The following is a 13,235-nucleotide window of genomic DNA, read 5'->3' as shown; positions in this document are numbered from 1 at the left end:
AAGCGCCAGCGCACCAATGTGTGAGAGCCAATCGCAATAGGAAACCATCGGGCGCATCGGCGTTCAGTCCTCGTATCCGTAAAATCCCAGCGCATTCAACGAGGGGCGACCTCATGCATTTCACGATCAATGGTCAATCATATGACGCCGAGCCCGATATTCGTACGTCGGTGCTCGACCTGTGCCGCGAGCATCTTGGGCTGACGGGGTCGAAGAAGGGCTGCGACCATGGTCAGTGCGGGGCGTGCACGGTGCTGATCAACGGCCGACGGGTCAATTCCTGCCTCACGCTCGCCGTGATGCATCAGGACGACGAGATCCTGACGATCGAGGGCCTCGGCCAGCCAGGCAACCTGCACCCGTTGCAGGACGCGTTCGTGCGGCATGACGGGTATCAGTGCGGCTATTGCACGCCGGGGCAGATCTGTTCAGCGGTCGGTATGCTCGACGAGGTCAAGAAGGGCTGGGCCAGCCATGCATCGGGCGACCTGACCGATCCGAAGTTCGACGATGCCGAAATCTCCGAGCGGATGAGCGGCAATATCTGCCGGTGTGCGGCGTATCCGAACATCGTCGATGCGATCCGCGAAGTCGCAGGCGCCGAGCCCGAGGGCCGGACCGCGGACGAGAAGGACGCGGCGATGGAAGCCAATCGTCGCGGGGAGCTGGTGGCATGAAGACCTTCACCTATGAGAAGGCCGCGACCCCCGAGGCCGCGGTAAAAGATATCGACACGATCGGTGCGAAGTTCATTGCTGGCGGCACCAACCTGCTCGACCTGATGAAGTTGCAGGTCGAGACACCGGACAAGCTCGTCGACATCTCGCGGCTCGATCTGGCGAAAATCGAGGAGCGCGAGGATGGTGGGCTGACGATCGGTGCTCTGGTGCCGAACAGCGATCTCGCCGCGGACGCGAGAGTCGTCGAGAAGTACGAGGTGCTGAGCCGCGCTTTGCTCGCCGGTGCGTCGGGGCAGTTACGGAACAAGGCGTCGACGGGGGGCAATCTGCTCCAGCGGACGCGCTGCTATTATTTCTACGACACCGCTGCTGCGTGCAACAAGCGCGAGCCGGGTAGCGGGTGCTCGGCGATCGGCGGCTTTAACCGCATTCTGGCCGTGCTGGGGACGAGCGAGCACTGCATCGCGACGCATCCGAGCGACATGGCGGTGGCGATGCGTGCGCTGGACGCGACGATCGTGACGCTGAAGGCGGACGGCGATCGTCGGCGCATTTCGATCCACGATTTCTATCGGCTGCCGGGCGATACCCCGCAGATCGAGACGGTGCTCGAAGCGGGTGAGTTGATCACCCATATCGAACTGCCGGCACCGCCCAAGGGCAAGCAGGCCTATCGGAAGGTGCGCGATCGTGCGTCCTACGCCTTCGCGCTCGTGTCGGTCGCGGCGATCGTCGACGTGCAAGACGGCGTGATCGCGTCCGCCTCGCTTGCGTTCGGCGGGCTCGGGCCGATGCCGTGGCGCAATCCCGCGGTCGAGGCCGCTTTGGTCGGCAAGGCCCCTACCGACGAGGCGTTCGAGGCCGCGGCAACCGCGTTGCTGGCCGATGCCAAGGGTTATGGCTCGAACGACTTCAAGATCCCCCTCGCCCGTCGCACGCTGATCGCGACGCTGCGCACCGTAACGGGAGCATGAGCATGTTCGGTTTAGGCACCACCAACAGCATGACGATGGACAAGCCGCATCCGGACAGTCTTCTGGATACGGGCGTCCAGGGCGTCATCGGCAAGCCGCTCGACCGGGTCGATGGGCCGCTCAAGGTCACCGGCACCGCGACCTACGCGGCGGAATACGAGTTCGCGAACATGGCGTTCGGCGTGCTGGTCGGCACGAAGATTTCGTCGGGCAAGGTCGTGTCGATCGACGTCGATGCGGTGAAGAGCATTCCCGGCGTGATCGACGTCGTGACCGACTTCGACCGGTTCATCCGCGTTGCGGCGCAGGGTGGCGCTACCGACGCGCCGACGCAGGGCGTGAAGGACATCGCATTCTTCGGTCAGATCGTCGCGATCGTGCTCGCCGAGAGCTTCGAGGTCGCGCGCGATGCGGCGGCTCGGCTGCCGATCGAGTATCAGGCGAGTGAGGGCCAGTACGACTTCGCCGCGCACCGCGACGAGACCCGCAAGCCCGCCGATGACGCGACGCAGGCGCACTTCGCGCAGGGCGACGTGGACAAGGCGATGGACGACGCACCGGTGACGATCGACGCCACCTATGTCACGCCGAGCCAGAATTCGGCGGCGATGGAGCCGCATGCCTCGATCGCGGTGTGGGACGAGGACGGCTCGCTGGCGCTGTACGGTGCGTACCAGATGCCGACCTCGGACGCGCAGCAGTTGGCGAAGTCGCTTGGCGTTTCAGAAAAGAAGGTGCGGATCATCGCGCGCTATATCGGCGGCGGGTTCGGTTCCAAGCTTGGGATTGCGCCCGAGAGCGTCGCGGCGGCGATCGCGGCGAAGCAGCTTGGCCGACCGGTCAAGGCGGTGATGTCGCGGCCGCAGGTGTTCGAGGCGACCGTGCGGCGGTCGAACACCGAGCAGCATATCCGGCTGGCGGCAGGCGCGGACGGCAAGCTGACCGCGATCGGGCACGAGACCTTGGTGTCGAACCAGTCGACCGAGGATTATTTCGAGCCGGCCGGGATCGGCACGCACATGCTGTACGGCGGTGAGAACCGGATGATCACGCATGACATCGTCGACGTGAACCTGGTCGTGTCGGGCTCTATGCGCGCGCCGGGCGAGGCAGTCGGCATGATGGCGCTCGAAAGCGCGATGGACGAGCTGGCGGAAAAGCTCGGCATCGATCCGATCGAGTTGCGCCGGATCAACGACGTGACGATCGATCCGGAAAAGGACGTGCCGTTCACGTCGCGCAACCTGACGCGTGCGCTGGACGAGGGTGCGGCGAAGTTTGGCTGGGACAAGCGCCAGAAGGCCGGCACGCGGCGCGAGGGCGAGTGGCTGATCGGGACTGGCGTCGCGGCGGCCGTGCGCGGCAACATGATGCAGGAATCGTCCGCAAAGGTGGAGATCCATCCGGACGGCTCGGCGACGGTGTCGTCGGCGATGACCGACATCGGTACGGGCAGCTACACGATCCTGGCGCAGATCGCGTCGGAGATCCTGGGCATTCCGGTTGCCAATATCACGATGGCGCTTGGCGATACCAACGATCCTCCCGCCGCTGGTTCGGGTGGCTCGTGGGGCGCGACCTCGTCCGGGACCGCGGTGTATCTCGCGTGCGAGATGCTGCGGGGGAAGCTGGCCAAGGCGATGGGTGTCGACGAGGACAATCTGACGCTGAAGGACGGTACCGCGATCGGCGACAACCGGTCGACGCCGATCGGCGAACTGGTCGGCAAGGGTCTGGAGGCTACCGGGCACATCAAGCCGGGCAAGCAGGAGAAGGACCATACGCAGGCTTCGTTCGGCGCGCATTTCGCCGAAGTCGCGGTGAACGCGGTGACGGGGGAAGTGCGGGTGCGGCGGATGTTGGGGTCGTTCGCAGCCGGGCGTGTGCTGAACGCCAAGACGGCGCGGTCGCAGTGCCTTGGCGGGATGACGTTCGGGATCGGCGCGGCGTTGACGGAGGATCTGATCCACGACCTGCGTACCGGCAAGCTGGTGAACCACGATCTCGCGGAATATCACGTGCCGTCGAACGCCGACATTCCGCAGATGGAGGTGCATTTCGTCGACGAGCGCGACATCCATGCGAACCCGATCCACGCGAAGGGGATCGGCGAGCTGGGGATTTCGGGCGCGGGTGCGGCCGTGGCGAACGCGGTGTATAATGCGACGGGGATCCGGGTGCGGGAGTTCCCGATTACGCTGGATAAGCTGCTGGATCAGTTGCCGGCTGTTTGAGGGCGGAGGCACCCGGCCGCCTGCTAGTTCCCCCGCGAAAGCGGGGGCCCAGGAGCCACGGAAGATAACGCCCGTAACCCTGGATCCCCGCCTTCGCGGGGAAACTGAAAAGGTTGCGGGCGTTTTCTTTGACGTGTGGAAGCGCGGTCCGTCTCGTCAAAAGCCCCCGCCATCCCTATCTCAAACCCTCCACCCGAGGACCGCAGAATGAACGAACACGTGATGGATGCGGCGTTTCGGCCGGGTGGTCTCGACCGCGCGAAACAGGGCGTTCTGGGGCTTGGGCTCGACCGGATCGAGGGGCCGGCGAAGGTCACCGGCGTGGCGGACTATGCGTATGAGGGCACGCCAGAGGGCATCGCCTATGCCGCGATCGTTGGCACCCCGGTCGGCAGCGGGCGCATTCTTGGTATCGACGTGAGCGCCGCGGAAGCTTTGCCTGGCGTCATTGCGGTCATCCACGACGACCCGCGCATGCCGGCTGGCGAGTCCAATTCGCGGGCGATGCCGAAGTTCGATACCGACGTCATTCTCCATCTCGGCCAGCCGGTCGCGATCGTCGTTGCGGAGGATCAGGCGATCGCGCGCGATGCGGCTGCGCTGGTCGTGGTTCGCACCGAGGCGGGCGAGGATCGGTTCGACGTCGAGGCCCAGCCGGTCGATACCAAGCCCGAGATCGGCTTCCTGCCGCCGGTCGACAACGGCAATCTCGACGCGGTGATGGCGGATGCGGCGGTGACGTTGGACCGGACTTACACGACGCCCGTGCATTTCCCTGCCGCACTGGAGCCGCATGCGACCACCGCGTGGTGGGACGGCGACAGGCTTACCGTTCGCACCAGCAACCAGGTTATCGGCGGCGCGCGTAAGACGATCGCCAAGGCGCTCAAGATCGATGCGGACAAGGTGCGTGCGCTCGCTCCGTATGTCGGCGGCGGGTTCGGGGGGAAGACCGGCGTCGGCGCGGAGGCGATCTTGGCGGCGATCGCGGCGGAGGTCGTCGGGCGGCCGGTGAAGGTCGCGCTGCCCCGCCGCCAGACCGCATATATGGTGCATCACCGCTCGCACACGACGCAGCGGATCCGGATCGCCGCGGACGAACACGGCGTGATCCTCGGCATGGGGCATGAGAGTGTCGTCGCGCAGAACGACGATGGCGAGTTTCTCGAGCCGGTGCCGTTCGGGACGCTGCCGCTGTACCGGGGCGATGCGCGGCGGTTCAAGACCGACTTGGTGCGCGTCGACCTGCCCGCGAGCGGTGCGGTGCGTGCGCCGGGCGAGGCTGTGGGCACGTTCGGGGTCGAGTGTGCGATGGACGAACTGGCCGAGCAACTCGGGATGGATCCGATCGAATTGCGGCGGCGTAACGAGCCCGAGACCGATCCGGTGAGCGGCAAGCCGTTCTCCACGCGACGGATGCTTGATTGCTATACCCAAGGCGCCAAGCGGTTTGGTTGGCCTGCGAGCGTGCCGGCGCCGGGGTCGGCGCGTGACGGCGAGTGGCTGGTCGGGATCGGCATGGCGGCGAGCCTGCGTGGCAACTTCACCGTAGAGGCCCAGGCGCGCGTGCGGCTGGAGGCGGATGGCCGCGCGACGGTCGAGTGCGACATGACGGACATCGGTACCGGGACGTACACCATCCTTGCGCAGACCGCCGGCGAAATGCTCGGGCTGCCGGTGGCGGACGTGACCGTGCGGCTCGGCGACAGCGACTTGCCGGCGAGCGCTGGGTCGGGCGGATCGTTCGGTGCTGGCAGCGCATGTTCGGCGGTGGTGCTGGCGTGCGAGGATATCCTTGGCGAACTGGCGTTGCGGATGAACGCCGCGCCGGAGGATCTGAGCCTGCAGGATGGGTGCGTGAGCGCGGGCGGACGGTCGGTGACGCTGGCCGATCTCGTGCGCGGCGAGGCGATCGTGGCGATGGGCAAGACCGGGCCGGGTGCGGAGAGCAAGCGGACCAGCCAGGCGAGCCACGGCGCGCATTTCGTCGAGGTCGCGGTGAACGCCGTGACGGGCGAGACGCGGGTGCGGCGGATGCTGGGCGTGTTCGATGTCGGGCGCGTGCTCAATCGCAAGACCGCGACGAGCCAGATTACCGGCGGGATGGCATGGGGAATCGCCTATGCGCTGAGCGAGGAGGGGATCGTCGACACGCGGACCGGGGCGTTCGTGAACCCCGATTTCGGCGAGTATCATGTTGCGGTAAATGCCGACATTCCTCAGCTCGAGGTGCATTTCATCGAGGAGGTCGACACGTCCGCGAACCCGGTTGGGGCGAAGGGCGTTGGCGAGCTTGGGATATCCGGCGCGGGCGCCGCGGTGGCGAATGCGATCTACAATGCGACGGGCATAAGGGTTCGGGACTTTCCGGTGACGCTCGACAAGCTGCTCGAAGGATTGCCCTCGATTTAAGAGCTGTTCCCCCGCGCAAGCGGGGGTCCAGGATACCAAACGGAGCGTTCGTTGCTCCTGGGCTCCCGCTTTCGCGGGAGAACGACAAGAGAGACAACATGGCCGAAAACGATAGCGTGATTGCCGCGGCGAAGAGCTGGAAGGGCGAACCGATGGCGATCGCCACGGTCGTCTCGACCTGGGGATCCGCGCCACGGCCCAAGGGGAGCCATATGCTCGTCCATGCCGATGGGCGGTTCGAGGGATCGGTGTCGGGCGGGTGCGTCGAGAGCGACATCCTCGCCACCGCCGCCGAGGTGATTGCGGGCGCGCCGTTTCAGGTGCGCAACTACGGCGTGGCGGATGCGGCGGCATGGGAAGTCGGGCTGCCGTGCGGCGGCGAGATCGCGGTGATGGTGCAGCCGGTGTCGGCCGAGGGGTTCGATCCCGAACTGTTCGACCGGATCGCGGATGCTCGTGACCAGGGCGATGCGCTGACGGTGACGACCGATCTCAAGACCGGGCACAGCGATGCGCGGCCGTTGGAAACGGGAGAGATGTTCGTCAACCGCTACGATCCGCCGCGCCGGCTGTTGATCGTCGGGGCGGTGCAGATCGCGCAGGCGTTGGCGGGGCTCGCGCGCGAACTCGGGATCGAGACGGTGGTGATCGACCCGCGCGCGCGATTCCTGACCGAGGAGCGGTTTCCGGGCGTGACGCTCGACGATCGCTGGCCCGATGAGGCGATCGCCGCCTATCGCCCGGGTCCGTCGACCGCGGTCGTGACGCTGAGCCACGACATCAAGATCGACGACCCCGCGCTGATCGCCGCACTCGCGTCCGATGCCGCCTATGTCGGTGCGCTCGGCAGCCGCAAGAGCCACGCGGCGCGGCGCGAGCGGCTTGCCGCGGAAGGCGTTTCGGCCGAGAATATCGACCGGATCGATGCGCCGGTCGGGCTCGACATCGGCGCGATCGGCCCTTCGGAGATTGCGCTGTCGGTCGCGGCGGCGATGATAGGAGCGTTCAATGATCGCCGCTGAAGACGTCTTCCTCATCCTGCTCGCCGCCGGTCGTTCCGAGCGTTTCGGGATTCCGAACAAGCTGGAAGTACCGTTCCTCAACAAGCCGCTTGGGATGCACGTCGTCACCGCGTTCGAGAATATTCCGTTCAAGCGGCGGCTGGTCGTCACAGACGGATGCAAGCTCGACTTCCTCAGCCATCATTTCGAGGTCGTGCATAACGAAGACCCGTCGTCGGGGATGTCGCAGTCGGTGAAGCTGGGCGTGCAGCGCGCGAAGGACGAGGGGGCACAGGCGGTGCTGATCGCGCTCGCCGACATGCCACGCGTGACCGCGGCGCACATCTACCGGATGCTCGATGCCGCCGACAGTGCCGATGCCGTCGTCGCGTCGAGCGATGGCGAGAAGCCCTCGCCCCCTGCCCTGTTTGGGCGCGACCGGTTCGATTTCCTGCTGACGCTGGACGGCGATGCGGGCGCGCGCGACCTGGTGAAAGCGGGGCGGCACGTCGTGACTGCGCCCGCCGAGTTGATCGATATCGACACGCCCGAGGATCTGGACCGGCTGCAGGCGCTGGTCCACGATCCCAAGGCGGCGATCACTCGTGCCTTAACGCGTCGATAGGGTTCATCGCGGCAGCTCTCCGTGCGGGGAAATAACCGAACACCACGCCTATCACCGCCGAGATGACGAAGGCGAAGATGTTGATTTCGGGCACGAAGATCCACTGAACCTTGATCAGCGGCGCGATGATCGCGATCGCGAGCTGCGCGATGACGAGGCCGATGACGCCGCCTAGGCACGACAATGCTATCGCCTCGACGAGGAACTGCATCAGCACCTCGCGCGCGACCGCGCCGATCGCGAGGCGGATACCGATCTCGCGCGTACGCTCGGTCACCGACACCAGCATGATGTTCATGATGCCGATCCCGCCGACGACCAGGCTGATCCCCGCGACCGCGGCGACGATGCCGGTGAGCAAGGTCGTGGTGCCGGTCAGCGTGTCCGAAATCTGCTTCGTATCGAAGATGTTGAAGTCGTCTTCCTTGCCCGCGGTGATCGTGCGGCGTTCGCGGAGCAGGTCGGTGATCGAGGCCTGGACGGTCGCGGTCGAGAATTTCTGGTCGACGCCGACGAGCATCAGGCGGATGTCGCGGCTGCCGGTGAAGCGGCGCTGGACCGCCTTGATCGGCATGATGACGACGTCGTCCTGATCGCCGCCGAACCCGGCCTGGCCGCGGGCGGAGAGTATTCCGACCACATCGCAGCTGATCGCGCCGATCCGCATGCGCAGGCCGACCGCGTCTCCACCGCGGAAGAGGTTGGTGCGGACCGTGTTGCCGATGATGCAGACGGCCTTGCCCGCGGCTTCCTCGACTGGCGAGAAGATGCGGCCCGCGGCTAGTGGCCAAGGCTGGACCTGGAAATAGGCGGAGGTGGTGCCGTTGATCGTGGTCGACCAGTTCGCGCCTTCGTAGATTGCGGTCGCGGTGGCCTGTGCCTGCGGGGCGACTGCGGTGACGCCGGCAGTCTGCTTGGCGATGGCCTCGACGTCCTCGGGCTTGAAGTCGGGCGGACGCGGCCCGCCGCCGCCGCGGCCGAAGCCTTGTCCGGGGCGGATCTGAAGGATGTTGGTGCCGAGTGCGGAGATCGACTGCTGGACCGCCGCCGTCGTCGCCTTGCCGAGGGTCACCATCGTCACGACCGCGCCGACGCCGATGACGATGCCGAGGATGGTGAGGAACGACCGCAGGAGGTGGCGGCGGATCGAGCGGAGCGCGAGGGATAGGGTGGTGCCGAACATCAGACTGGTTCCCCGCGCGAGACTTCTGCCCCCCCGCCCGCTTGCGGGAGGGGGTTGGGGGGTGGGCTCGCGGGTGCGGCGGATACTGCCGTCGATGTTCGCGCGACTATCGCCGGCGGTGCGCTTGACGTGAGCGCGTGCCCACCCCCGGCCCCTCCCGCTTGCGGGAGGGGAGAAGATGGCGCCCCTCCCGCTTGCGGGAGGGGGGAAGAAGTGGCGGCGCTCACGATTCTACGCTTTCGCCTTGGCGGTGTTGGCTTTCGATGCGTTCCACCAGGCCGTCCTTGAAGTGGACCACCGTCCTCGCGAACGCCGCCATGTCGGGTTCGTGGGTGACCATCAGTACCGTGATGTTCTTCTCCGCGTTCAACCGCGTCAGCAATTGCATGATCTCGACCGAGCGTTCGCTGTCGAGGTTGCCGGTCGGTTCGTCGGCAAGCAGCACGTCGGGGCTGGTCACCAGCGCGCGGGCGATTGCGACGCGTTGTTGCTGGCCGCCGGACAGTTCGGCCGGGGTGTGGTCCCACCAGTCCGCCAGGCCGACCGTGTCGAGGCTCGCCATCGCCGCGTCCCTGCGCGCGCGCTTTTCGTCGCCCCGGTAGAGCAAGGGGAGTTCGACATTCTCCAGCGCGGACGTGCGCGAGAGGAGGTTGAAGCCCTGGAACACGAAGCCGAGATATTTGCGACGGAGCAGCGCGCGCTGGTCACGGTCGAGCGTCTCGACATGGTAGCCGCGGAACAGGAAGGTGCCGTCGGTCGGCACGTCGAGGCAGCCGAGGATGTTCATCGTCGTCGACTTGCCCGAGCCCGACGGCCCCATCACCGCGACGAAATCGCCCGCCGCGATGTCGAGATCGACGCCCTTGAGCGCCTGGAACATCGTCGCGCCCTGCCCGTACGTCTTGGTGACGCCGCGCAGGGAGATGAGGGGGGGCGAGATCAGAGGGGGCGGATTACTGGCCACCGCCCCCACCCTTGCTCGCGCCGCCCGAACGGCGTGCGCCGCCGCCGCTGCGCTTGGTGTCGTCCGACCCGCTCGCCAACTGCCCGGTGATGACCTGCGCGCCGGGCTGGAGATTGCCCGACAACACTTCGGTCATCGTGCCGTTGGTGTCGCCGGTGGTGATCTGCACGGCTTGCGGCGTGCCGTCCGCACCCTTGACGTAGATCGTCTGCTGCGCGCCGCGGCCGAGCGTTGCGGTCCGCTCAGCCCCGCCGCCGCCACGACGCGGGCGGAAGGTCAGTGAGCCGGCGATGCCGCCACCTGCATCGCCGGTCGCAGCGGTCGGCTTGAAGCGCAGCGCGGCGTTGGGGACGAGCATCACGTTGCGCTTGTCCGAGGTGACGATGTCGGCGGTCGCGGTCATGCCGGGGCGCAGCGTCAGCGACGGGTTCGCGACGGTGAGGTCGGCCGCGTAGGACACGACCTGACCGGTGGTCGACGTCGTGGTCGTGGTGCTCGACGAGGTCGCCGAGCTGACCGTCAGGTTCGAGCCGAGATCGACGCGGCTGATCGTCGCGGGGAAGGTCTGGCCAGGGAACGCGTCGACCGTGAAGCTGGCCTTCTGGCCGATCTTGACCTCGCCCACGTCGGCTTCGTCGATCGCGACCTCGAGCTTCATCTTGGTGAGGTCTTCGGCGATCACGAACAAGGTCGGCGTGTTGAACGACGAAGCGACGGTCTGGCCGGGGTCGATCTGGCGCGCGAGCACGACGCCGGTGACGGGCGAGCGGATGATCGCACGGGCGCGCTGGGTCTGGTTCTGCGCAAGGAGCGCGCGGCTGGCGGCGACGTTCGCTTCGGCGACCTTCTGCGCCGCGACGGCGCGCGCGTAATCTGCGCGGCCGGTCTGAAGCTCGGTCTTCGACGGCACGCGACCGCCCGACAGGCGCGAGACCTCTTCGAGGCGATTCAACTGCGCGCGGGCTTCGGCGACGGTGGCCTGCGCCTGGGCGACCTGCGCCTGGTTCGCCGCGAGCTGGGCGCTGGTCTGGCGGATCTGATCGTCGAGCTGTTCCGGATCGATCAGCGCGAGCGGCTGGCCGGCGACGACGCGGTCGTTGACGTCGGCGACGACCTGCGTGACCAAGCCCGACAGCTGCGAGCCGACCGTGACCTGGGTCGTCGGCGCGAGCTTGCCGGTCGCCGAGACCGTGACCGTCAGGTTGCCGCGCTGGGCGGCTTGCGTCGAATATTGGGTCTGTTCCTTCGCGCCGAAGCACTTGGCGAGCAGCAGGCAGAGCAGGACCACGCCGACCGCGATCACCACCCATTTTATGTAGCGTTTCCAGGGGGCCTGCGGCTTTACGCCGAGGAAGTCGTCGATCGATGCGTCGGCCATCATCGTGCCTCTGGATTGGATTGGGGCGCTTCAGGGATCACGGTGGAGTCCCAGCCGCCGCCGAGTGCGGCATAGAGTGCGATCAACGCGGTCGCGGCATCGGCGCGCGCTTGCGTCGCGCCGTTGCGCGCGGACAGGAGCGCGGTTTCCTGCTGGTTGAGCGTGGTGAAATCGGTGAGGCCGGTGCGGTACTGGCTGCGGCTGAGAATTGCGGAATTGTTCGAGGCGTCGAGCGCGATGGCGAACTGGCGCTCGCGTTCCTGCGCGGTCTGGAGCGCGACGACGGCGTTCTCTACGTCCTCCAGCGCGGTGAGGATGGTCGACTTGTAGAACGCGAACGCGCCGTCGGCGGCGGCTTCGCTGGTGCGGACCTGGCTTCGCAGACGCCCGCCGTTGAAGATCGCCTGCGTCAGGCCGGCGAACAGGCTGCCGGTGATCGCGTCGCCGATATTGCCGATCGAGGTCGCGTTGGTGTTGAGGTTGCCGGTGATCGCGAGCGCCGGATAGAGCTGCGCCTTGGCGACGCCGATCCGCGCGGTGGCTGCAGCGAGCGCGCGCTCGGCGGAGCGGATGTCGGGGCGCTGGCGCAGCGTGTCGCCGGGGATGCCGACGCCGACCGCGGCGGGGCCGGTCGGGATCGCCTTTGCCGGTGCCATCATCGCGCGGAGCGTGCCGGGGGCCTGGCCGGTCAGCACGCCGATCCGCGCGACCGCGGCGGCATATTGCTGGTCTAGGCTGGGGATCGTCGCGGCGGTCTGCGCGCGCTGGGCGCGGGCTTGTTCGGCGTCGACGCTGGAGACTAGGCCAGCTTGGACTCGGAAGCCGGCGATTTCGAGGTTGTCGTCCTGGATCGCGAGCGAGGCGCGGGCGTTGGCGAGTTGCTGTTGGTAGAGGCGAGCGAGGACATAGTTGCGCGCGACCTCGCTTTCGACCGAGATCAGGACGGTGGCGTAGTCGTAGCCCGACGCGGCGTACTCTGCGCGGCTCGCTTCGATGGTGCGACGGATCTCGCCGAAGACGCCGACCTGGTAGCTGGCGCTGGCGCCGAGCGTGAAGCTGTTGGCGCCGCCGCCGCCGGTATCGACGACGGTGCCGTCGGGCAGCGTGAACGACCGCCCGCCGCCGCGGACGTTCTCGTTGCGCTGGTAGCCGACCGAGCCATTGGCCGTGGGGAGAAGCGACGCACGGTTCTGGAGGAGGCTTTCGCGGGCCTGGCGGAGGCGCGCGACGGACTGTGCGATGTCGAGGTTGGCGGCGGCGGCCTGCTCGACGAGCTGCCCGAGGACGGGGTCGTCGAACTTCTGCCACCAGCGAGTGAGGTCTTCGGGCTTGGTTTCCGGGGTGACCGAATAGGCGTCGGGAACGCCGAGCTCCGCCGCAGCCTTGGGGTGGTAGTCCGGGCCGACGGTGCAGCCGGCCAAAAGCACTGGAACGATGAGGAGGGCGCTGACGCGGGACATGGGCGGCAGGCATGACCAACGGGCGTTTGCTAGTCCAGCGGTTTTGTGTCGCGAGGTGTCGCAGGTGGGGTGGATTGGAGGGGGTGCAGGGCGCCAAGCGATGCGTCGGCGTCGTTGATTACTATCCTATCGCTGGGGCCGGAAGACGGGATCGGGGAAGACGAGGCCCGTCTTTCTCGAAGGTGGGCCGGCGCCGGGTGTCGCTCCGCCCCAGTCACCCCGGCCTTCGCCGGGGTGGTGGTCTGGGGAGCGGCGGAACTTTGTCCCCGTGTTCGGCGCGAAGGCCGGGTGCCTTGAACCATGAGCGGTGCGCTGCTGGGTCAT

Annotated in this window: 10 protein-coding genes; 6 read left to right on the top strand and 4 right to left on the bottom strand. The window is 67.1% G+C overall.

Annotation, left to right across the window (positions count from 1 at the left end; genetic code table 11):
* Nucleotides 1-113: 113 nt before the first annotated feature.
* The 6 genes from QFZ54_RS00290 (at nt 114) to QFZ54_RS00265 (ending at nt 7,926) form a co-directional block, all read left to right on the top strand.
* The gene (locus tag QFZ54_RS00290; RefSeq protein WP_307083299.1) at nt 114-677 is read left to right on the top strand and encodes a 2Fe-2S iron-sulfur cluster-binding protein; all 564 of its coding nucleotides are present in this window, start codon (nt 114-116) and stop codon (nt 675-677) included.
* Entirely contained in the window at nt 674-1,654 is a 981-nt protein-coding gene (locus QFZ54_RS00285) for an FAD binding domain-containing protein (protein WP_307083298.1), read from the top strand. Before QFZ54_RS00290 ends, QFZ54_RS00285 begins: the two co-directional genes overlap by 4 nt.
* Complete coding sequence (locus QFZ54_RS00280) at nt 1,651-3,888, top strand: xanthine dehydrogenase family protein molybdopterin-binding subunit (RefSeq protein WP_307083296.1); 2,238 nt, start codon at nt 1,651-1,653, stop codon at nt 3,886-3,888. The genes QFZ54_RS00285 and QFZ54_RS00280 overlap by 4 nt, the downstream gene beginning before the upstream one ends.
* A gap of 207 nt (nt 3,889-4,095) precedes the next feature.
* Nucleotides 4,096-6,300 carry a xanthine dehydrogenase family protein molybdopterin-binding subunit gene (locus tag QFZ54_RS00275; protein WP_307083293.1) on the top strand — a complete coding sequence of 735 codons (2,205 nt, stop codon included), beginning with the start codon at nt 4,096-4,098 and terminating at the stop codon, nt 6,298-6,300.
* Nucleotides 6,301-6,398: 98 nt separating this feature from the next.
* Complete coding sequence (locus tag QFZ54_RS00270) at nt 6,399-7,322, top strand: XdhC family protein (protein WP_307083291.1); 924 nt, start codon at nt 6,399-6,401, stop codon at nt 7,320-7,322.
* On the top strand, nt 7,309-7,926 hold the full coding sequence (locus QFZ54_RS00265; RefSeq protein ID WP_307083289.1) for a nucleotidyltransferase family protein: 618 nt from the start codon (nt 7,309-7,311) through the stop codon (nt 7,924-7,926). Before QFZ54_RS00270 ends, QFZ54_RS00265 begins: the two co-directional genes overlap by 14 nt.
* On the opposite strand, the gene QFZ54_RS00260 is transcribed toward QFZ54_RS00265, so the two are convergent.
* The 4 genes from QFZ54_RS00260 to QFZ54_RS00245 form a co-directional block, all read right to left on the bottom strand.
* Nucleotides 7,901-9,109, bottom strand: a complete 1,209-nt coding sequence (locus QFZ54_RS00260; protein WP_307083287.1) for an ABC transporter permease — start codon at nt 9,107-9,109, stop codon at nt 7,901-7,903. The genes QFZ54_RS00265 and QFZ54_RS00260 overlap by 26 nt on opposite strands.
* Nucleotides 9,110-9,332: 223 nt before the next feature.
* The gene (locus QFZ54_RS00255) at nt 9,333-9,989 is read right to left on the bottom strand and encodes an ABC transporter ATP-binding protein (protein WP_373458572.1); all 657 of its coding nucleotides are present in this window, start codon (nt 9,987-9,989) and stop codon (nt 9,333-9,335) included.
* Between the two features lie 73 nt (nt 9,990-10,062).
* Nucleotides 10,063-11,451, bottom strand: coding sequence for an efflux RND transporter periplasmic adaptor subunit (locus QFZ54_RS00250; protein ID WP_307083285.1), 1,389 nt, complete (start codon nt 11,449-11,451; stop codon nt 10,063-10,065).
* Entirely contained in the window at nt 11,451-12,911 is a 1,461-nt protein-coding gene (locus tag QFZ54_RS00245) for an efflux transporter outer membrane subunit (protein WP_307083283.1), read from the bottom strand. Before QFZ54_RS00245 ends, QFZ54_RS00250 begins: the two co-directional genes overlap by 1 nt.
* Nucleotides 12,912-13,235: the final 324 nt, after the last annotated feature.

Source organism: Sphingomonas faeni, assembly GCF_030817315.1.
Classification (GTDB): domain Bacteria; phylum Pseudomonadota; class Alphaproteobacteria; order Sphingomonadales; family Sphingomonadaceae; genus Sphingomonas; species Sphingomonas faeni_C.
The sequence above is the reverse complement of the archived record's forward strand: the minus strand, read 5'-3'. Positions and strand labels throughout refer to the sequence as shown.